Raw genomic sequence first — 20264 nt, forward strand, 5'->3', positions numbered from 1 at the left:
GGCCTGCGTGCTGGCGCGGGTGCTGCAGCGGGGCGGGCGCCGGCGCGGGCGCGCTGCCTGAGCTGGCCCGGACCTGGAGGCTGCAAGGTCCGGGCCTGGTGCGGGAAGGCTTGCTTACCTACGGCGGCGACGCGCGGCCCAGCCGGCCACGCCCAGGCCTGCCAGCAGCATCGCGTAGGTGGCCGGTTCCGGCACCGGCGACACCTGCACCGTCAGCACCACGTCGCGCAGGGCGATCGAGGCAAAGGACTGGTGCCAGACCACGCCGCCGTTGCTGAAACCCTCTTGTCCCGGGTCCACCTGCTGTTCCAGGGAGCTGTTCAGCAGCAGCGAAAAATCGCCAGCGTAGGGGACGCCGGCTGTCAGCGACAGTTGCTGTTCGCCGTGCAGGTCCCGGATCACCTGGCTGCCCAGTTGGGCTGTCGGCTCACCCTGGCCGATGGACCAGGCGTGCGACAGAGTCGTCGTGGCGCGGCCGGCCATGCCCTCGCCCCACGGGACGCCGGCACGGATGAAGCCGGTCGCCGTTCCCGTCAAGGTCAGCGACGTGATGCGGTATCCGGCCTGCACGTCGAACGCGAACTTCGTATCCACCCAGTTTGCATCGAACGCGCCTATGTCGTGATCGGACTCGACTTCCCACGGCCAACCCAGGGTCGCATCCATTCCCACCAGGCCGATGCGCGTCGTTCCGCCGCTGCTGGACAGCAGGGTCATTTGGGAATCTTCCCAGAAGCGGTCGGTGACGGTAACGCCGAAACCTGCGGTATTGATTTCCGTGGCCGCCTGAGCGGCAGAACCGCTGATAGCCGCCAAGCCAACAAACAGTGTCGCCAATGCGCTGGGCATGATATTTCCTTTGCTTATTTGTAGTCAGATGAGTGCGGCGTGTTTCGCCGGCGCGATTCTATCGCGGCGGTGCGGCAGCAAATATCACCAAACATCACAAGAGGAAAATATAGTTTCGACAACCGACGCCTTTTGGGACGAGACACGGTTTGCCGCAGGGAGGGGGAGAAATGCTTCTACTGGTGCCTCGAGCCGGAATCGAACCGGCACGACTTTCGTCGAGTGATTTTAAGTCACTTGTGTCTACCAGTTTCACCATCGAGGCACAGCCCAGCATTATGACATGTCTGGAAGTTACTTTCCAGAGTAAGCGATTCTCGTCGGATCGAGCACTTCGGTGACCCGGCCGGTCCGCCGCCCGCCGTTGGTTCCCGGCGCCGATTGGTGTAGCATGCGGGACGGCACGCCCAGGGCGTGCCGCTTGCTTTATCGAGGACAGACTTATGCAAATCAAGATCAACGACATGCTGCGCGCCTATATCGAACCGCTGACAGAGGCGGAGCATGCGGCGCTGGAGCGCAGCCTGCTGGCCGAAGGGTGCCGCGATGCGCTGGTGCTGTGGGATGACATCCTGGTCGACGGCCACAACCGCTATGCCATCTGCCAGCAGCACGGCATTCCGTTCAAGGTGATCCAGAACACGACGTTCAAGAGCATGGAAGACGTGATGCTGTGGATGATCGACAATCATCTGGGCCGGCGCAGCGTGTCCGACTTCCAGCGCGGCGTGCTGGCCCTGCGCAAGAAGGACATCCTGGCCCAGCGGGCCGAGGAGGACGCGGCGCGCATGAAGGCCGAGGATGCCGCCATCGCGCCCCCCGATTCCGACGCCGACGCGGCCGCGCCGAAGGTGCGCACGTCGCGCGAGGACATCGCCCGCGCCGCGCGACTGTCGACCAATACCATCAGCCAGATCGAGAAGATCCAGAAGACGGCGACGCCGGAACTGGTCGAAGCGGTGCGCGCCGGCACCATCTCGATCAACGCGGCGGCCACCGTCGCCAGCCTGGCGCCCGAGGACCAGGTCAACGCCGTGGCCGGCGGCAAGAAGTTCCTGCAGCAGGCCGCCAAGGAAATCCGCGAGCAGCGCGCCGCCTCGCGCCCTGTCAAGCCGGCCAAGCCGGCACCGTGGGAGGACGGCGGGGAAACGCCCTCGCTGCCGGACCAGCCGCTGACGGAAGTGGAACACCTGCGCGCGGAAGTGGCGCAGCTGAAGGACCGCAACGCCGCCCTCCGCGCGGAGAATGCCGAACTGCGCGCCCGCATCGACCAGCTGGTCGACGCATCCTGACCCATCGTTGTTTTCTAAAAGGAGCCTGCAATGCCGAGAATGTCATCCGCGCTGGCGCTGTCCGCCATCCTGGCAACCGCTGTTCCCCTGACTGCCGCCGCCGAACCGGTCGTGGCCGCGGCCGCCAGTGACGGCAAGCTGTCCGCCGCCGACGTGGCGCGACTGCAGGCGGCGGCGCGGCGGGTGACGATCCTGCGCGACAAGTGGGGCATCGCCCACGTCTATGGCAAGACGGATGCCGATGCCGTGTTCGGCATGCTGTTCGCCCAGGCCGAGGACGACTTCAACCGCGTCGAGCGCAACTTCATCACGGCGCTGGGCCGCACGGCCGAGGTCGACGGAGAAAAGGCGCTGTACGAGGATTTGCGGATGAAGCTGTTCATCCGGCCGGACAGCCTGCAGGCCCAGTACAAGGCCAGCCCGGCCTGGCTGAAGAAGCTGATGGTGGCGTGGGCAGATGGCCTGAACTGGTATCTGCACACCCATCCGGATGTCAAGCCGGCTCTGCTGACGCATTTCGAGCCGTGGATGGCGCTCAGTTTTTCCGAGGGCAGCATCGGCGGCGATATCGAGGAAATCGACGCCAGGGAGTTGCAGCGCTTCTACGAAGGCCAGCCCCGGCTGGCCCAGGCGGGCGGTACCGCGCCCGTGCCGCGCGAACCGGGCGGCTCGAACGGCTTCGCCATCGGCCCCAGCCTGACCAAAAGCGGCCATGCGCTCCTGATGATCAATCCCCACACGTCGTTCTATTTCCGGCCGGAGATCCACGTCAACAGCGACGAGGGCCTGAATGCCTACGGCGCCGTCACGTGGGGCCAGTTCTTCGTCTACCAGGGCTTCAATGACCGGCTGGGCTGGATGCACACGTCGGGCGGTGGCGACGTCATCGACGAATTCCTGGAAACGGTGACGGAACGGGACGGCAAGTATTTCTACGACTACGGCGGCGCGCAGCGCCCCGTGCGCGAGCTGGCCATCCGGCTGCCGTACAAGACGGCCACGGGCATGGCCGAGCGCACCGTCACCGCTTACTTCACCCACCACGGCCCCGTCGTGCGCCGCGAGGGCGGCAAGTGGGTGTCGGTGGCGCTGATGAACGAGCCCCTGAAGGCTTTGCAGCAGTCCTACCTGCGCACGAAGGCGCGCAGCTACCAGGCCTTCTGGAAGACGATGGAGCTGCGCACGAATTCATCGAACAACACCGTGTATGCGGATGCGGACGGCAATATCGCCTACTTCCACGGCAACTTCATCCCCGTGCGCGACCGCCGCTTCGACTACACGCAGCCGGTGGACGGCAGCAATCCCGCCACTGACTGGAAGGGCCTGCATGCGGTGAAGGACACCATTCACCTGTTCAACCCGAAGAACGGCTGGATCCAGAACACCAACAACTGGCCGTTCTCGGCGGCCGGCCCGTACAGCCCGCGCGTGCAGGATTACCCGGCCTATATGTCGATGAACCCGGAGAATGCCCGGGGCATCCACGCCGTGCGCGTCCTGGAGAACAAGAAGGACTTCACCCTGGAGAGCCTGATCGCCAGCGCCTACGACAGCCAGCTGACGGCCTTCGAACCCCTGCTGCCGCTGCTGCTGCGGGCCTATGACGAGACGCCGGCCAGCGACCTGCAGAAGTCGCGCCTGACCGAACAGATCAGCTTGCTCCGGGATTGGGACATGCGCTACTCGCTGCGCTCCGTGCCGACGTCGCTGGCGATCTACTGGCTGCAACACCTGGTGCGGGTGCACGGCCCGGCGGCGAAGGAACAGCGCATCGCCGTGCTGGACTACCTGGCCACGCAGGTCACGCCACGCCAGCGCCTGGAAGCACTGGTGCAGGCGTCGAACCGGCTCGATGGCGACTTCGGCACGTGGAAGACGCCGTGGGGCGAGATCAACCGCTTCCAACGGTTGACGGGCGACATCAAGCAGCCCTTCGATGACAGCAAGCCCAGTATTCCGGTGCCGTATGCGTCGGGAAACTGGGGCGCGCTGGCGGCCTACGGCATGACGTCGCAGCAGACCACGCGCCGCATCTATGGCGAGCGGGGCAACAGCTTCGTCGCCGCCGTCGAGTTCGGTCCCCGCATCCGCGCGAAAAGCATCCTGGCCGGCGGCCAGAGCGGCAATCCCGCCTCGCCCCATTTCGCCGACCAGGCGGAAATGTATGCCCGGGGCGAGTTCAAGGAGGTGCTGTTCTACAAGGACGACGTGCTGAAGAACCTGGAGCGGCAGTACCATCCTGGGCAATAAAGCGGGTAGGGCGGGCGCCGCCGTTGCGGCCGCGCCAAAGTCGCTGTCAAAACGCTACCATCCTGTCGTCCGGCAGGCGCACAATGGCCTCATGCGCACGCAAGGCGGGAGGATGCCATGGCCACCGATGACAGCATACTGGGCAAACCCGATGGCGTGCCCGGCGACGGCAGCGTCGAACTCGTCAAGCTGGAGGAATTCATCTTCGTGCGCGAACTGTACGAAGTGTTCTTGCTGCTGGACCATATCTCCGGACGCTGGGACAAGGAGCTGCGGGGCCAGGGCTCGGCGCCGCACGAAGTCATCCGCACCATCTGCGAGATCGGCCTGGCGCCCGCCGCCGATCCGGCAGTGCGCCTGAAACAGGCCGTCGACCTGATGTGCGCCAAGGACATGCTCAACGCCGTGGCCCGGCCCGCCACGGGCATGACGGTGGCCTTCACGATCCTCGTCGTCGGCGAGGAGAACCGCCGCAAGCCCATCAATCGCCTGCGCCGCCTGTGGCGCGACCTGTTCTACAGCAAGACGACGACGCCGGACGACACGATGCCGCCGCGGCGGGGAACCGGCGGCCTGATGTGGGATAAACCTACTCGCGTGACCCTGGCGCGCTACGCCTACCCGGGCCTGATCGGGGTGGCCATCAAATTCAATTTCCGAATGGCCGTGCTCGTCACTTTCCTGCTGCTGGCGCTGGTGCTGACGTGCGCACTTTCCTGGCACGTGGCGGCCGGCAATGTCATCCTGGAACACCTGGACAACGTACGCAATCGCACGGTCGAGCTGCGCAAGGATATCAGCGAGGCCGAACTGGCCTATGCCGCCGACGAGCGCATACGCCGGGCGGGCGCCGAGACGGTCGGGGTGGCGGCGCCGGCCGTCATCAGTTTCTGCACGCTCAAGGACGCGATGGACCAGCCCGCTTACCGCAGCACCGAGGAATACCAGCTGTGCGAGCGTGCCAAGAACCTGCGCGAGGAGCGCCGCGCCGTGCGCCTGAATTTGCGTCAGTGGCTGGCGCCGTGGAAAACCATCTACGGGCTGTTTCCCGCGCCCGTCGAGCCCCCGGATCCGCGTCCGCCGGAGCGCGACGTGGCCCGCCGCGCGGCCGGCGAGGAACTGGAGCGCGTGAGCCGCCGCGGCACGGAAGAGAAGGCCCGCATCGTCACCCTGGTGGTGGGCACGGCCGTGCTGCCGCTGGCCTACGGCATCCTGGGAGCGGGCGCGGCCGTCGTACGGCGCCTGTGGGAGCGCATGCGCGAAAGCATGCTGTCGCCCCGCGATTCGACGCTGGCGCTGCTGCAACTGGCGCTGGGCGGCACCATCGGCGCCTGCATTGCCCTGTTCATCAATCCGTCCGGCCCGGCCTCGGCCGACGACCAGGGCGTGCTGGGCAGCTGGGCCCTGAGCGGCTCGGCGCTGTCGTTCATCGCCGGGTTCGGCGTGGAAGGGGTGTTCCGGGCGCTGGAGGCCTTCGTGCACCGCGTCTTCGGCAACCACGACCCGCAACCGAAGCCGCCCGGGCCGGGCGGCGCTTCTTGATCGGCTGAGCCCGTGTCCACCTCGGGGGCGCAGTCGGGGTTTCAAGGAGCATGGCTCCTTGCCGACGCAGCGGGCAATGGCTTGCAAGCCATGCCTCCTTCCTGTCCACCTCGGGGTCAGACCCCGACAAAGACACAGACACAGCCATTGTTAGCGGCAGGGTCCGTGTCTATGTCCGGGGCGCAGTCGGGGTTTCAAGGAGCAAGGCTCCTTGCCGACGTAGCGGGCAATGGCTTGCAAGCCATTGCCTCCTTACTGTCCACCCTTGAGGCGCAGTCGGGGTTTCAAGGAGCAAGGCTCCTTGCCGACGTAGCGGGCAATGGCTTGCAAGCCATTGCCTCCTTCCTGACCCCACGGTGGACACGAGCACGGCAGTAATGCCGGGCGGAGGCTAGACGGCGGCCAGCGCGTTCTGCAAATCGCGCCGCAGGTCCTCGATGTGCTCGATGCCGACGGACAGGCGGATCAGGCCGTCGCCGATGCCCAGCTGGGCGCGCTGCTCGGGCGGGATGGTGGCGTGCGTCATCAGGGCCGGGTGCTCGATCAGGCTTTCCACGCCGCCCAGGCTTTCGGCCAGCGCGAACACTTCACACCGTTCCAGGAAGCGGCGGGCGCCGGCCAGGTCCGTGTCGAGGTCGATCGAGATGATGCCGCCGAAGCCCGTCATCTGGCGCCGCGCCAGCTCGTGCTGCGGGTGCGAGGCCAGGCCAGGGTAGTAGACCTTGCGCACCTTCGGCTCGCGCTCCAGCCATTGCGCCAGTTCCAGTGCGCTGGCGCAGTGGCGCTCCATGCGGATGGCCAGCGTCTTCACGCCGCGCAGCGCCAGGAAGCTGTCGAAGGGGCCGAGGATGGCGCCGACGGAATTCTGCAGGAAGCCCAGCTGCTCGCGCCAGCCGGCTTGCCGTTCCTCGCCGCCGACGACGGCGATGCCGCCGATGATGTCCGAGTGGCCGTTCAGGTACTTCGTTGCCGAGTGCACGACGATGTCGAAGCCCAGTTCCAGCGGGCGCTGCACCAGCGGGCTGGCGAAAGTGTTGTCGGCCACGGCGATGATATTGCGCTGGCGGCAGATCAGCGCGATGGTGCGCAGGTCGGCCAGTTTCAGCATCGGGTTGGTGGGCGTCTCGATCCACACCATCTTCGTTTCCGGGCGCAGCGCCGCCAGCAGGTTTTCCGGATTGGTCAGGTCGGCGTAGCTGAACTGGTGGCCGGCGCTGCGCCGGCGCACGCGCTCGAATAGGCGGTAGGTGCCGCCATACATGTCGTCGCCGGCGACGATATGCGAGCCCGCGTCCAGCAGTTCCAGCACCGTGGAGATGGCGGCCAGGCCGGAGGCGAAGGCATAGGCCTGGGCACCGCCTTCCAGGTCCGCCACGCAGCGCTCCAGCGCCCAGCGGGTGGGATTGTGCGAGCGGCCGTAGTCCAGGCCCTTGTGCACGCCAGGGCTTTGCTGGACGAAGGTGGAGGTGGCGTAGATCGGCGGCATGATGGCGCCGGTCGACGGGTCGGGGGCCTGGCCCGCGTGGATGACGCGGGTGGCGAGGTGGGTTTGTTTGTCGTCTTGCATCAGCTCAGAGTCCTGCGCAGGTGGTTGAGAAGGTCGAAGCGGGTGATCAGCCCGTAGAAGGTACGTTCGTCGGCGACGACGGCCGTCAGGCCCCGGTCCAGGGTGCTGCGCAGCGCCTGGACGTCGGCATCGGGTCGCAGGGTTTCCAGGCGCGACGTCATCGTGTCGCCCACCAGGCTGGCGAAGTGCCGGCCCTGGTTTTCCACCTTCAGCAGCAGGTCCGATTCGTCGATGATGCCGACCAGCCGGTCACCGTCGATGACGGGCAGCTGGGCCAGGTCGGCCGAGCGCATGCGGTTGAAGGCCACCAGCAGCGTGTCGGTGGGGGCCACGCTGACCACTTCGCCGGCATCGTGGCGCCGGCCGATCAGGTCGCGCAGGTCGCCCGTGCGCTCGCGCTGCAGCAGGCCCTGGTCGACCATCCAGCCGTCGTTGTACACCTTCGACAGGTAGCGCGTGCCGGTGTCGCATACGAACGTGGCGACGCGCTTGGGCGTGGTCTGTTCGCGGCAGTATTTCAGGGCCGCCGCCAGCAGGGTGCCGGTGGACGAGCCGCCCAGGATGCCTTCGGCCCGCACCAGCGCGCGGGCGCTGTCGAAGCTTTCCTGGTCCGTGATGGTGTAGGCGTGGCGCACGCCGGAGAAATCGGCAATCGACGGCAGGAAGTCCTCGCCGATGCCTTCGACGGCCCACGAGCCGCTCGTCTCGGCCACCTTGCCGGTGTGGACGTACTCCGTCAGGATCGAGCCCTGCGGGTCGGCCAGCACGAATTCGAGCTTCGGGTTGACGCGGGCGAAGTAGCGCGTCAGGCCCGACAAGGTGCCGCTGGAGCCGACGCCGACGACGATCGCGTCCAGGTCATGGCCCGACTGCTCCCACAGTTCCGGGCCCGTGGTGGTTTCATGGGCCAGCGGATTGGCCGGATTGTTGAACTGGTCCGCGAAGAAGGCACCGGGCATGTCCGCGGCGATGCGGGCCGCTACATCCTGGTAATACTCCGGGTGGCCCTTGCCGACGTCCGAACGGGTGATATGGATCCGCGCACCCAGCGCTTTCAGGTGCAGGATTTTCTCCGTCGCCATCTTGTCGGGCACGACGAGCACGACCTGGTAGCCCTTGATGCGGCCCACCAGGGCCAGGCCCAGGCCCGTGTTGCCGGCCGTGGCCTCGACGATGGTGCCGCCCGGCTTCAGGCGGCCGTCGCGTTCGGCCGCTTCGATGATGGACAGGCCGATGCGGTCCTTGATCGAGCCGCCGGGGTTCTGCGATTCGAGCTTCAGGAACAGCTGGCAGGGGCCCGTGGCGAGGCGGGTGACTTCGATCAGCGGCGTATTGCCGATCAGGCCCATTAGTCCGCCTTGCGCTGCAGGGGTAGTGCTTTGCATACAGTCTCCTTGTGTGGACGGACCGGGTCGATTGTGTCGTCCCGGCCGAGGCGCGCATTGTCGGATAAGCAAGCTCGCGCTCGAAGGAATGTTTTCGGATTTACTTATGTTAGAAACGCAGAAAACCGGTGCTGCATGTTGCAATAATAGTATGCGCCGAATCGGGCCTTGCTGTCACGTCCGGGCTGGCGCCACCTGTTCCCGAATACGCCGCCGATTTATAATGCGCGTGTTCAACCATTTTTTCAGGTCAGCAGTGGCAAAACTCTATTTTCGATACTCGGCAATGAACGCGGGTAAATCGACCGCGATGTTGCAGGTCGCCCATAATTACGAAGAGCAGGGCCAGCAGGTGCGCCTGTTTACGGCCGCCATCGACGACCGCTTCGGCGTCGGCAAGATCACGTCGCGGCTGGGCCTGCAGCGCGACGTCGAGACCTTCGACGCCAACACGAACTTCCTCGCGCTGGAGCGGGTGGCCTGCGTGCTTGTCGACGAGGCCCAGTTCCTCTCCATCGCCCAGGTGCAGCAGTTGCACCAGCTGGCCCAGGTCCAGGGCATGCCGGTGATCTGCTACGGCCTGCGCACGGATTTCCGCGGCGAACCCTTCCCCGGCTCGGCCTACCTGCTGGCGCTGGCCGACGATATCGAGGAACTGAAGAATATCTGCAGTTGCGGCAAGAAGGCGACGATGAACGTGCGGGTCGACGAAAACGGTCGCCGCATCCGCCAGGGCGAGCAGATCAGCATTGGCGGCAACGAGCGCTATCGCCAGGCCTGCGGGCGCTGCTTCTACACGACCTGAGCCGCGCGCCGCGACCGCCTGCATGCGATTTTCCTGCGGTGCCGTCGCACCCGCCTGGCTGTGCCGCCATGACGACGCCTTGCTGTACCTGGCGCCGGCGCTGGCGCTGGCCCTTGTCATCCGGGCACTGGCGCGCCGCCATCCCGCCTTCTTCGTCTTCACGCTGGCCGGCACCGTGTGCCACGAGCTGACCCACTTCCTCGTCGGCTTCGTCACGGCCGCGCGCCCCGGGTCGTTCACCGTCATGCCCCGGCGCGCCCCCGGCGGCTGGGAGCTCGGTGCCGTCACCCTGGGCCGCGTGCGCTGGTACAACGCCGCGCCGGCGGCACTGGCACCATTGCTGCTCGTGCTGCTGCCGTGGTGGGTGGCCGCGTGGCGCACGGACCCCGGCTGGCATTTCCAAGCGATTGACATCGCACTGGCCTTCCTCGTCGCGCCGCAGTTCCTGGCGTGCTGGCCGTCCCGCGCCGACTGGCTCGTCGCCCGGCGCTCCTGGCCGGCGCTGGTGCTTGGCGTTTCGATATGGCTTATTTACGACTATTTACACGGCAATCGCCTGCGTTCATTCGCCGCTTTAATTCACGCTTAAGCGGGCGCGCCGACACTCTTCGGATCGACAGGCCTTTGCGGCAATCCTCCTGTAGAATAAGGCGAAACGCAGCACCAGACCTGACGATTCATTAGCAAGTAGTTGTTGTAAATGCCTGGCCTGATAGCCTGATAGCTTGATGATCAGGCGGCACGATTCAAATACCGTTTCAAACTAGTCCCGGAGTTCGCCGATGAAGAAGCAAATGCTGTTGGCCGCCATGTCGCTGGCACTGATGTCCGCTTATGCGGGCGCCGCCCCTGCGGTGGCCACACCCGTTGACAAGGCACCCGAGGCCCTCAAGCCGGCCGCCCAGCAAGGCCAGGCAGCCAGCCTGGCGTCGCGCGTGCTGTCCCGCGCCCACTACAAGGCCACGCCGCTGGACGACGCCATGTCGGAGAAGATCTTCGACCGCTATTTCAAGTCGCTGGATGCGGAGAAGCTGTTCTTCGTGCAGGCCGACCTGGACCAGTTCGCCGGCGCCCGGTCGAAGCTGGACGACGCCATCATGGGCGAGAAGCTGGACCTGCCGTTTTCCATCTACAACGTCTACCAGCAGCGCTTCAACGAGCGCATCGCCTATGCCCGCGAACTGCTCAAGACCAGGCCCGATTTCACGCTGGATGAAAGCTACCAGTACGACCGCGAAAAGGCCGACTGGGCCAAGAGCGACGCCGAGGTCAAGGACCTGTGGCGCAAGCGTGTCAAGAACGACTGGCTGCGCCTGAAGCTGGCCGGCAAGGACGACAAGGCCATCCGCGAAACGCTGGACAAGCGCTACGAGAACTACCTGAGCCGTTCGCGCAAGCTCAACAGTGAAGACGTGTTCCAGATATTCATGAACGCGTATGCGATGTCGATCGAGCCGCATACCAACTACCTGGGCCCGCGCGCGTCGGACAATTTCGATATCCAGATGCGCCTGTCGCTCGAAGGCATCGGCGCCGTGCTGCAGACGCGCGACGAATACACGGTCATCCGCGAAATCGTCGCCGGCAGCCCGGCCGGCATGTCCGGCAAGCTGAAGGTGGGCGACCGCATCATGGCCGTGGGCCAGAACGAAAGCGGCCCGCTGACGGACGTGCTGGGCTGGCGTATCGACGACGTCGTGCAGCAGATCCGCGGCGCCAAGGATTCCACCGTGCGCCTGCAGGTGCTGCCGGCCGACGCCGGGCCGGACGGCAAGCCCGTGACGATCGCGCTGGTGCGCAAGAAGATCAGCATGGAAGAGCAGTCCGCCAAGAAGACCATCATGGAAGTGCGTGACGGCGGCGTCAAGCGCCGCATCGGCGTCATCTCGCTGCCCACGTTCTACATGGACTTCGAAGCCCGCCGCAAGGGCGACAAGGACTACAAGAGCGCCACGCGCGACGTCGCCCGCCTGCTTGGCGAACTGAAGAAGGACAAGGTCGACAATGTGCTGCTGGACCTGCGCAACAACGGCGGCGGCTCGCTGACGGAAGCGGTGGAGCTGACGGGCCTCTTCATCGACCGCGGTCCCGTCGTGCAGCAGCGCAGCGCGGACGGCAAGGTCGAGGTGGAAAGCGATACCCTGCCGGGCCTGGCCTGGGACGGACCCGTCGGCGTCCTGATCAACCGGGGCTCGGCCTCGGCATCGGAAATCGTCGCCGCGGCGCTGCAGGATTACGGCCGCGGCATCATCATCGGCGAGCCCAGCTTCGGCAAGGGCACCGTGCAGACCCTGCTGAACCTAGACCGTTTCGCCCAGGCCGACAAGGCCCGCCTGGGCGAGCTGAAGATGACGATCGCGCAGTTCTTCCGCATCAATGGCGGAACAACCCAGCTGCGCGGCGTGACGCCGGACATCAAGCTGCCCACTATCGCCGACGCGGAGAACTTCGGCGAATCGAGCTACGACAACGCGCTGCCGTACACGGTCATCAAGCCGGCCGTCTACATCCCGGCCGGTGAAGTGAAGGACATCGTACCGCTGCTGCAGAAGCGCTACGAGGCGCGGGTGGCCAAGGACAAGGACTTCCAGTACCTGGTCGACGACATTAACTACGTCAAGAAGCAGCGCAAGGAAAACCTGATCTCGCTGAACGAGGTGGCGCGCCGCAAGGAGCGCGAGCAGCAGGAGCAGCGCGCCAAGCTGCGCGAAGCCCGCCTGGCGGCCGCGCCGTCGCCGGACGATCCGATCCTCGTGCCCGATCCGAAGGAAGCGCTGAACAAGGCCGTGTCGGCCAAGCCGGCCGGCGCCAAGGCGGCCAAGCAGGCTGCCGCCGTGAAGGGCACCAGCCGCACTGACGACGGCCTGCAGGGCGACGAACGCTCGCTGGCGGCCGAGCTGGAAGCGGAAAAGGCAGCCAAGAACGCCAAGGACGTGCTGCTGAATGAAGCGGTGCATATCCTGGCGGACGAAGTAGGGTTGCTCAAGACGGATACCCGCCTGGCATCGCGCGTGCTGCCTTATACGCCGGATCGTTGAGCGGGCAGCCAACGTGCCGCATTAACGTCTGATCATCAGGGAGCTCGGAGGACCGCAAGGTCCTCCTTTTTTTGTCCCCACGCCCCAGTTATATGTCGGAGCAATATCTAGTATCACTACAATAAACTTGCACGATATGGCGCGGCGCAGCATAATTCACCTGTCTCCTCTATTCTCCTCCAAGGAAATAGATTCAGCCCACCGGTCTCCGGTGGGCTTTTTTTTTGGTCGTCTGGCGCCGCCGGTCGGTGTATCGTGCGCAAGGGCGTGCCCGTGGCCGATAAGATAAGTGCTGTAGTCGAGTTTCAAGCGCCACCGCCTGGCGCGTACCGAGGACTCAACCAGTCCCGATGCTGCGCCGCACCCACGAAGGAGTGAGCATGACGGAAATACCCGTGATCGAAATGAACGACGGCCACCGCATTCCCCAGCTGGGGCTGGGGGTCTGGCAGGACAACGACGACGAAGCTAGTGCCGCCGTGCAATGCGCGCTGGCGGCCGGCTACCGCCTGGTCGACACGGCGTCGGCCTACCAGAACGAAGCCGGTGTCGGCGCCGGTGTACGGGCGTCGGGCATCGACCGCGCGGAGGTCTTCGTCACGACGAAGATCTGGAACGCCGACCAGGGCCACCAGGCCGCCAAGGACGCGCTGCACGCCAGCCTGGACCGCCTGAAGATGGACTATGTCGACCTGCTGCTGATCCACTGGCCGGCACCGTGGCGCGAGCTGTACGTCGACACGTGGCGTGCGCTGATCGAATTGCGCCAGCAGGGCCTGGCCCGCTCCATCGGCGTGTCGAACTTCCGCCCGGCCGAGCTGCAGCGGCTGTACGCGGAAACCCACCAGCTGCCGGCCGTGAACCAGATCGAACTGCACCCGTGGCTGCAGCAGGGCGAGCTGCGTACCGCCAACGCCGCGCTGGGCGTGCGCACCCAGGCCTGGAGCCCGCTGGGGCAGGGCAAGGTGCTGCTGGACCCGCAGATCGCCGACCTGGCGGCCAAGTACGGTCGCGAGCCGGCCCAGATCATCCTGCGCTGGCACGTGCAGAACGGCGTGCTGGTGATCCCGAAGTCGTCCAATCCCGAGCGTATCCGCGCCAACGCCCAGGTCTTCGATTTCACCCTGGACGAAGACGACATGGCGGCCCTGGCGGAACTGGACCGGGGCGAGCGCATCGGGCCGGACCCGGACCACTTCGGCTGAAGGCAAGGCTGTATAGTTTCGAGTTCGAGATCAAGGCAGGCACCCGCCTGCCGCATCAACGCGACACCGTCGTCAACGAAATGAAGAAAAACCTGTCGCTTCACGAACAATCGAATGATCCGGCCGCGGGTGTCCTGCTCGACGCCGCGCAACAGGACTCGCTGCTGTCCTTCGCCAGGGAACTGGCGGATGCCGCGGGTGCCGCCATCCTGCCGCACTTCCGTGCGGAACTGATCGTCGAGGACAAGTCCGCGGGCGGCGCCGTGTTCGACCCCGTCACCGTGGCCGACCGCGCCGCCGAACGGGCGATGCGCGACCTGATCGCTGCCCGCTATCCCGACCATGGCATCGTTGGCGAAGAGGAGTCCAGCGTCACCGGCAGCAGCGCCCTGCGATGGGTGCTCGACCCGATCGACGGCACGCGTGCTTTCGTAACGGGGCTGCCGATCTGGGGCACGCTGATCGCGCTGAACGATGGTCGCCGCCCGGTGCTGGGCGTGATCGACCAGCCCTTCACGCGCGAGCGCTTCGTCGGCACGCCATCTGGCGCATGGTGTAACGACAAGCCCATTCGCACCCGTGCCTGCACCGACCTGGCGCAGGCACGCGTGATGCTGACGGTGCCGGCAGCTGGCGCGAAGGTGTCCGAGCAGATGGTATTCGACGCCATCGCCACGGGTGCCCAGATGGTACGCTTCGGCGGCGACTGCTACGCCTACGGCCTGCTGGCCCACGGCCTGGTCGACCTGGTGCTCGAAGCGCACCTCGACATCCACGACGTGCAGGCCCTGATCCCCGTGGTCGAAGGTGCGGGCGGCGTGATCACGACGTGGGAGGGCGGCGACCCACAGCACGGCGGCTCGGTCGTCGCCTGCGGCGACCCGGCACTGCACCGCAAGCTGCTGACCTTGATCGCGGGCTTGCGCGCCGCTTGAGTGTCGTTAAACGGCGGGCCAAGCTGTCGGGGTATCTGCCCTCGAACCGGGAGTTTGACCTTGTGCTTTCGTGCTTCCTCGCACGGAGTCCGCTGCAGCTCTGACCATCGGCATGCAGTGCTCGACCTCGGCGTCGGGCAAGACCGCTGCGACGGCGCGCCCGCCCTCGAACGGCCCTGGCGACAGCTGTATGGGCGGCTGTCTTCATCCGAACGCTGCGTGCCTTTGCTGCATTGCAACCGTCCCCTGAGATGGCTTCCCGATCGCATGCTTGCAAACCCGACCCTTGCTACATGGTTACCACTCCACCTTCACGGTCAGCGGCCGCAGCTGCCGTCAACCGCAGGGCAGCGCCAGAGTACAGCCCCTGAGGCATGGTTCAGCGATTTTTCTCGTAACCCGTCACACAGCGCAGGTCTGGTCCGTCTTGTATGGGTAGTAGAAATTTCCTGCCAGCCCCGGCCCCATTTTGAAAGGATCGAATATGATGAATCGCGCGAATTGGTTTGCTGTCTCTCCCGACGGGGCAAAAGCAATCGGCGTCCTGCATCACTATGTTGTCAACGATACCAATCTGCCCAGCACTCTCATCCACCTGGTATTCCTCCGTGTATCGCAGATCAACGGATGTGCTCACTGCATCGATATTCACAATCGCGATCTGATTGCGGAAGGCGTGTCAGTCGACAAGGCTGTGCTGGTTTCGGTCTGGCATGAAGCCCAGCATCTTTTCACGGAACGGGAGCGCGCCGCGCTTGCTTGGTCGGAAGAAGTCACGCGTGTGAGCGAAACGCACGCATCGGACGAAGCCTATGGCGCCGCACTTGCCGTATTTGGCGAGAAGGACCTTGTTGACTTGACCTTGACTATTGCGGCCATGAACGCGATCAATCGTCTTGGCGTCAGCTTCCGCCTGAAGCCTCGTGCGAAGGTTTGACGATCGGTAGCGCGGCTGCTGCAACGGCCGCTCGGGCCGAACGCAGACCTTCATCAAGTCCCAGTCGAGCGTCCACCGGTGGCAATCCTGATCATCGCAAATGCCGCGCGTCAGCGATCCTGTCGTGCTTTCCGCGGAACGTCGTTGGCGTACAGGGGTAGTCATCTGCTAAGCTTGCAAGCCCTGCAACCTCGTAACGGCCGCACGTGAACCGCAAGCTCCCGCAACGCAAGCTCGTCATCGCAATCCTGGCCGGCGCCGGCGTGTTCGGTGCCGGCGCCGCCTTCCTGTTCTGGCCCCGCACGGCACCCGTCACCTCCGCGCCCGCCACGGCCGTGCTGACCCCGCGCCAGGCCGTCACGCCCCGCTTCTGGACGGCGAGGGTGCAGCCGCTGGCCGGCACCGGTATCGCCGGCCTTGCCGACGGTGCTGCCGCCGCCAGCCGCTTCGGCGATCCGTTCGGCGTGGCTGTCGACCCGCGCGGCAATGTGTATGTGGCCGATGGCGGCGACAACAACCGCATCCGCCGCATCGGCACGGACGGCGCCGTCACGACCTTGGCCGGCGGCCGCGAAGGCTTCGCCGACGGCAAGGGCGCGGCGGCGGCCTTCCACACGCCGTCCGCGCTGGCGCTGGACCACCTGGGCAACCTGTTTGTGGCCGACACGGGCAACCACGCCATCCGGAAGATCGCGCCGGACGGCAGCGTCACCACCCTGGCCGGCGGCGGCCAGCCCGGTTACGCCGATGGCCAGGGCCGCGCGGCCCGTTTCAACGGCCCCGTCGGGATCGCCGTGGACGACGCCGGCGTCGTCTATGTGGCCGACACCTATAACGACCGCATCCGCCGCATCGACGCCGCCGGCAACGTGACGACGGTGGCCGGCGCCGGCGCGCCGGGCAACGAGGACGGCGCCGCCCTGGCGGCCCGCTTCGATACTCCCGGCGGCATCGCCGTCGCGCGCGACGGCACGCTGTTCGTCGCGGACACGGGCAACCACGCGATCCGCCGCATCGGCAAGGACGGCGCCGTGACGACGGTGGCGGTACCTGCGGAGCATGAGCGGCGGCCCGCGTTGCGCCGGCCGGGCGGCATTGCCGCAACGCGTGACGGCTACCTGTACGTCACCAGCAGCAATGGCCGCATCCTGCAGGTGGCGCCGGACGGTGAGTACCGGCCCCTGGCCGATGCCGCGCCGGACGATTACGGCAGCGACGGCACGGTGCAGCTGTACGCGCCGCGCGGGTTGGCCGTGCAGCGCGACGGCGCCCTGGTCGTGGCCGATGCGCTGGCCTTCCGCCTCGTGCGGCTGGTGCCGGATGGCGGCACGGGCAAGCGGGCCGTCCCTGCTGCGACGCCGGTGGCACCGGTGCCGCAGCAGATGCGCTGGCCCGTGCTGCCGCAGGACGGGCCGCACGAGGTGGTGGGACTGATGGGCGAAGTGCGGGGCAGCTTCGACGGCGAAAGCCGCGACCATTTCCATATGGGCCTGGACGTGCGCGCCGACGTGGGCGCGCCCGTGGTGGCCGCGCAGGACGCCAAGGTGACGGACCCGTTCGCGAACTGGGGCTATGGGACGCTGTCCGAAGGCATCGCCGTCGGCACGCTGTCGTATATCCACATGAAGGTGGGGCGCGACCGCAAGGATGCGCCCCTGGACGGGCGCTTCCACCTCGTGCTGAACGGGCGCGGCAAGCCGGAGCGGGTGCGGGTGCCGCGCGGCACGCGCTTTGCTGCCGGCGACCGGCTCGGCACCATCAACCCGATGGCCCACGTGCACCTGGACTACTACCCGGCCGGCGGCGTCGTCAATCCCCTGACCCTGCCGTTCAAGGGCCTGGTTGACACGGTCGCGCCGCGCGTGCAGAGCATCCTGCTGGTGGCCGACGGCGGCCGGCGCCTGTCGGGCCAGCGGGGCGACGCGGCCGCGGGCGAAAAGAAAGGGAAGAAGGGCAAGAAGGCCAGGGCCGCGGCCGCACCGGTGCCGCCACGCAGGGTCAAGGTGCCGCGCAGCGTGGGCAAGGTCGACATCATCGTCGATGCCTACGACCAGATGGACGGCAACCTGGCGCGGCGCCGGCTGGGCCTCTACAAGCTGGGTTACCAGCTGCTGCGCGCGGACGGCACGGCGGTGCCGGGGTACGAACAGCCCCGCATCACGCAGGTCTACGACCGGCTGCCGCGCAACCAGGAAGCGGTCAAGCTGGTGTACGCGGCCAGCAGCGGCATCACCGTCTACGGCAGCAAGGCCACCCATTTCGCCTATGCCTTGAACAATACGCTGGCCGGCGGCCAGGTCAGCCCCGGCACGTGGGACGTGTCAGGCATTGCGCCGGGCGACTATACCCTGCGTATCTTCGCCGCCGATTACGCCGGCAACGTGGCCATCGACGGGCGCGACCTGGCCATCACCGTGGAATAGGTCGCGCGTTCAGCCGGCCACGGCGTCGCCCGGGGCCGGCACCAGCAACAGCAGCTTGCCTTCCAGGGCCTCGAACACGAGCGGCGCCGTCAGGTGCAGCACTTCGCCATCCACGGCCGCTTTCAGGCGCCGGCGCGCGTAGACGGGCGTGCGCACCGTCATGCGATGGAAGCCGAAGGCCACCAGGTCGTCCGCATCGGCCAGCCGGCCCAGCGCACCGCGTATCGCCAGCAGCAGCATGCCCAGGCGCCCCACGGCCTTCGGCGCCAGCGCTGCCAGTTCGCCGTCGGCCACGTCGGGCGTGACAACGGACAGGCCCACCTGTTCCATCTGCAGCCGGTTATTGCCGACGAAAAGCGTCGACGTCTTGATGTGCCGTGTGCGGCCTTCCGCTTCCAGCGTCAGGCGCAGGCGACGGTGCGGCAGGACCAAGGTCTTCAGGGCCGACAGGGCCGCCACGACGCGGCTGCGGCCATACTGGTGCTTGTCATGCTCGCGCTCTTCCAGCAGTTTCGGATACAGCCCGATGCTGGCATTGACGAGGAAGATATGGCCGTTGACGGTACCGATCTGCACCGGCTGGACGGAGGCGTGCAGCAGCGCGTGCACCGCCTTTGTGAGGTCCTGGGGAATGCCGTGGGTACGGCCGAAATAATTGAAGGTGCCCTGGGGCAGGGCGCCGAACGGGCAGCGATGGGCCACGGCCTGCTGGGCCACGGTATTGATGGTGCCGTCGCCGCCGGCCGCCACCAGGATGCCGCCGGCATCGCGCGCGCGGCCGGCCTGGCGGCGCGCATGTTCTTCCAGCGTGGCGGCGTCCTCCACCACTTCGAGCTCGAAGCGGCGGCCGGCCGCGTGCAGCACGTCCTCGATGGCTGTGCGGCGCTCCGAGGTCTCGGCGGCGCCGGAGCCGGCATTCAAGACGATAAACAGGGGCGCATCGGGCGCCAGGGTGGGTTCAGGCATGAAGGCTCCGGTGGTTGTGCGATGCACTGTACCACCGGCGCCCGTGCCGTGGCGCTACGGATGAGCAGATCGGGCGATCAGCTGCGCGCGAAGGCCAGCAGGTCGGCGTTGACCTTGTCCTTGTGCGTGTCCGTCAGGCCGTGCGGCGCGCCCGGATAGACGATCAGCTTGGCGTGCTTGACGATGGCCGCCGACGCCTTGCCGGCCGCATCGATCGGCACCACCTGGTCGTCGTCGCCGTGGATGACGAGGGTGGGCTTGTCGAACTTCTTCAGGTCGGCGCGGAAGTCCGTTTCCGAAAAGGCCTTGATGGAGTCCAGCGTGTTCTTGTGGCCGCCCATCATGCCCTGCATCCACCACGACTGGATCAGACCCTGCGACACCTTCGCGCCGGGCCGGTTGAAGCCGTAGAACGGCCCGCCGGGCAGGTCCAGGTAGAGCTGCGAGCGGTTGGCTACCTGGGCGGCGCGGATGCCGTCGAACACTTCCATCGGCAGGCCGCCCGGATTGTCCGCCGTCTTCAGCATCAGCGGCGGCACGGCCGACACGAGGGCTAGCTTGGCGACGCGCTTGGTGCCGTGGCGGCCCACGTAGCGGGCCACTTCGCCGCCGCCCGTGGAGAAGCCCACCAGGATGGCATCCTTCAGGTCGAGCGCTTCGATCAGCTGGGCCAAATCGTCGGCATAGTGATCCATGTCGTTGCCGTCCCAGGGCTGGCTGGAGCGGCCGTGGCCGCGGCGGTCGTGGGCGATGACGCGAAAGCCGTTGGCCGCCAGGTGCAGCATCTGCGATTCCCAGCTGTCCGAATTGAGCGGCCAGCCGTGGCTGAATACGACGGGCTGGCCCTTGCCCCAGTCCTTGTAATACAGCTCGACGCCGTCGCGGGTCGTGATGGTGCTGGCCGTCTTCCTCAGCGGCCCGCCCTTGCCGGCCGGTGCGGCGTTCGCTTCGCCGGCCAGCGGCAGGGCGATGGCGGCCACGGCGGCGGCCAGGCCGGCGCTGCCCAGCAGGGCGGAGCGGCGCGATACGTTGATGTCCTTGTCATTTTGGGTGCTCATGATGTCTTC

At 66.5% G+C, this 20264-nt stretch carries 15 protein-coding genes and 1 tRNA gene; 10 read left to right on the forward strand and 6 right to left on the reverse strand.

What is annotated here, in order from left to right:
* Window positions 1-114 precede the first annotated feature (114 nt).
* Complete coding sequence (locus tag GM672_RS28950) at window positions 115-849, reverse strand: PEP-CTERM sorting domain-containing protein (protein ID WP_229417792.1); 735 nt, start codon at window positions 847-849, stop codon at window positions 115-117.
* Between the two features lie 180 nt (window positions 850-1029).
* Window positions 1030-1114, reverse strand: a tRNA-Leu gene (locus GM672_RS17330).
* A 178-nt stretch (window positions 1115-1292) separates the two neighbouring features.
* Between GM672_RS17330 and GM672_RS17335 the strand changes: the two genes are divergently transcribed.
* The 3 genes from GM672_RS17335 to GM672_RS17345 all read left to right on the forward strand — a co-directional run bounded on the left by GM672_RS17335 (window position 1293) and on the right by GM672_RS17345 (window position 5936).
* Window positions 1293-2141, forward strand: coding sequence for a hypothetical protein (locus GM672_RS17335; protein WP_155471790.1), 849 nt, complete (start codon window positions 1293-1295; stop codon window positions 2139-2141).
* A gap of 30 nt (window positions 2142-2171) precedes the next feature.
* Entirely contained in the window at window positions 2172-4394 is a 2223-nt protein-coding gene (locus tag GM672_RS17340) for a penicillin acylase family protein (protein ID WP_155471791.1), read from the forward strand.
* Between the two features lie 117 nt (window positions 4395-4511).
* On the forward strand, window positions 4512-5936 hold the full coding sequence (locus GM672_RS17345) for a hypothetical protein (RefSeq protein ID WP_155471792.1): 1425 nt from the start codon (window positions 4512-4514) through the stop codon (window positions 5934-5936).
* A gap of 391 nt (window positions 5937-6327) precedes the next feature.
* On the opposite strand, the gene GM672_RS17350 is transcribed toward GM672_RS17345, so the two are convergent.
* Together GM672_RS17350 and GM672_RS17355 are read right to left on the reverse strand one after the other, a co-directional pair.
* Window positions 6328-7503 carry a trans-sulfuration enzyme family protein gene (locus tag GM672_RS17350; protein WP_155471793.1) on the reverse strand — a complete coding sequence of 392 codons (1176 nt, stop codon included), beginning with the start codon at window positions 7501-7503 and terminating at the stop codon, window positions 6328-6330.
* Window positions 7503-8888: a pyridoxal-phosphate dependent enzyme gene (locus GM672_RS17355; protein ID WP_155471794.1), complete on the reverse strand. Its 1386-nt coding sequence runs from the start codon at window positions 8886-8888 to the stop codon at window positions 7503-7505. The genes GM672_RS17350 and GM672_RS17355 overlap by 1 nt, the downstream gene beginning before the upstream one ends.
* Window positions 8889-9144: 256 nt before the next feature.
* Here GM672_RS17355 and GM672_RS17360 point away from each other — a divergent pair, with 256 nt between their 5' ends.
* From GM672_RS17360 to GM672_RS17390, 7 genes are all read left to right on the forward strand, one after another.
* The gene (locus tag GM672_RS17360) at window positions 9145-9693 is read left to right on the forward strand and encodes a thymidine kinase (protein WP_170300115.1); all 549 of its coding nucleotides are present in this window, start codon (window positions 9145-9147) and stop codon (window positions 9691-9693) included.
* A gap of 22 nt (window positions 9694-9715) precedes the next feature.
* Window positions 9716-10282 carry a hypothetical protein gene (locus tag GM672_RS17365; protein ID WP_155471796.1) on the forward strand — a complete coding sequence of 189 codons (567 nt, stop codon included), beginning with the start codon at window positions 9716-9718 and terminating at the stop codon, window positions 10280-10282.
* Window positions 10283-10475: 193 nt separating this feature from the next.
* Window positions 10476-12731, forward strand: coding sequence for a carboxy terminal-processing peptidase (locus tag GM672_RS17370; protein WP_155471797.1), 2256 nt, complete (start codon window positions 10476-10478; stop codon window positions 12729-12731).
* Between the two features lie 380 nt (window positions 12732-13111).
* A complete protein-coding gene (locus tag GM672_RS17375) occupies window positions 13112-13936 on the forward strand; it encodes an aldo/keto reductase (protein WP_155471798.1) in 825 nt (274 codons plus the stop codon).
* Window positions 13937-14016: 80 nt separating this feature from the next.
* Window positions 14017-14871 carry a histidinol-phosphatase gene (hisN, locus tag GM672_RS17380; protein ID WP_155471799.1) on the forward strand — a complete coding sequence of 285 codons (855 nt, stop codon included), beginning with the start codon at window positions 14017-14019 and terminating at the stop codon, window positions 14869-14871.
* A gap of 487 nt (window positions 14872-15358) precedes the next feature.
* The gene (locus GM672_RS17385) at window positions 15359-15808 is read left to right on the forward strand and encodes a carboxymuconolactone decarboxylase family protein (RefSeq protein ID WP_155471815.1); all 450 of its coding nucleotides are present in this window, start codon (window positions 15359-15361) and stop codon (window positions 15806-15808) included.
* Window positions 15809-16014: 206 nt separating this feature from the next.
* Window positions 16015-18231, forward strand: coding sequence for a gluconolaconase (locus tag GM672_RS17390; RefSeq protein WP_170300116.1), 2217 nt, complete (start codon window positions 16015-16017; stop codon window positions 18229-18231).
* Between the two features lie 9 nt (window positions 18232-18240).
* On the opposite strand, the gene GM672_RS17395 is transcribed toward GM672_RS17390, so the two are convergent.
* Together GM672_RS17395 and GM672_RS17400 are read right to left on the reverse strand one after the other, a co-directional pair.
* Entirely contained in the window at window positions 18241-19197 is a 957-nt protein-coding gene (locus GM672_RS17395; RefSeq protein WP_155471800.1) for a diacylglycerol/lipid kinase family protein, read from the reverse strand.
* A gap of 77 nt (window positions 19198-19274) precedes the next feature.
* Window positions 19275-20255 (reverse strand): alpha/beta fold hydrolase, encoded by a 981-nt coding sequence (locus GM672_RS17400; protein ID WP_155471801.1) that lies wholly within the window; start codon window positions 20253-20255, stop codon window positions 19275-19277.
* Between the last annotated feature and the right edge of the window lie 9 nt (window positions 20256-20264).

This window comes from Pseudoduganella buxea, assembly GCF_009720835.1.
GTDB classification, from domain to species: domain Bacteria; phylum Pseudomonadota; class Gammaproteobacteria; order Burkholderiales; family Burkholderiaceae_D; genus Rugamonas; species Rugamonas buxea.

Coding starts and splice junctions, on each gene's coding strand:
- GM672_RS28950 (WP_229417792.1), bottom strand. CDS start 849: ATGCCCAGCGCATTGGCGACACTGTTTGTTGGCTTGGCGGCTATCAGC.
- GM672_RS17335 (WP_155471790.1), top strand. CDS start 1,293: ATGCAAATCAAGATCAACGACATGCTGCGCGCCTATATCGAACCGCTG.
- GM672_RS17340 (WP_155471791.1), top strand. CDS start 2,172: ATGCCGAGAATGTCATCCGCGCTGGCGCTGTCCGCCATCCTGGCAACC.
- GM672_RS17345 (WP_155471792.1), top strand. CDS start 4,512: ATGGCCACCGATGACAGCATACTGGGCAAACCCGATGGCGTGCCCGGC.
- GM672_RS17350 (WP_155471793.1), bottom strand. CDS start 7,503: ATGCAAGACGACAAACAAACCCACCTCGCCACCCGCGTCATCCACGCG.
- GM672_RS17355 (WP_155471794.1), bottom strand. CDS start 8,888: ATGCAAAGCACTACCCCTGCAGCGCAAGGCGGACTAATGGGCCTGATC.
- GM672_RS17365 (WP_155471796.1), top strand. CDS start 9,716: ATGCGATTTTCCTGCGGTGCCGTCGCACCCGCCTGGCTGTGCCGCCAT.
- GM672_RS17370 (WP_155471797.1), top strand. CDS start 10,476: ATGAAGAAGCAAATGCTGTTGGCCGCCATGTCGCTGGCACTGATGTCC.
- GM672_RS17375 (WP_155471798.1), top strand. CDS start 13,112: ATGACGGAAATACCCGTGATCGAAATGAACGACGGCCACCGCATTCCC.
- hisN (WP_155471799.1), top strand. CDS start 14,017: ATGAAGAAAAACCTGTCGCTTCACGAACAATCGAATGATCCGGCCGCG.
- GM672_RS17385 (WP_155471815.1), top strand. CDS start 15,359: ATGAATCGCGCGAATTGGTTTGCTGTCTCTCCCGACGGGGCAAAAGCA.
- GM672_RS17395 (WP_155471800.1), bottom strand. CDS start 19,197: ATGCCTGAACCCACCCTGGCGCCCGATGCGCCCCTGTTTATCGTCTTG.
- GM672_RS17400 (WP_155471801.1), bottom strand. CDS start 20,255: ATGAGCACCCAAAATGACAAGGACATCAACGTATCGCGCCGCTCCGCC.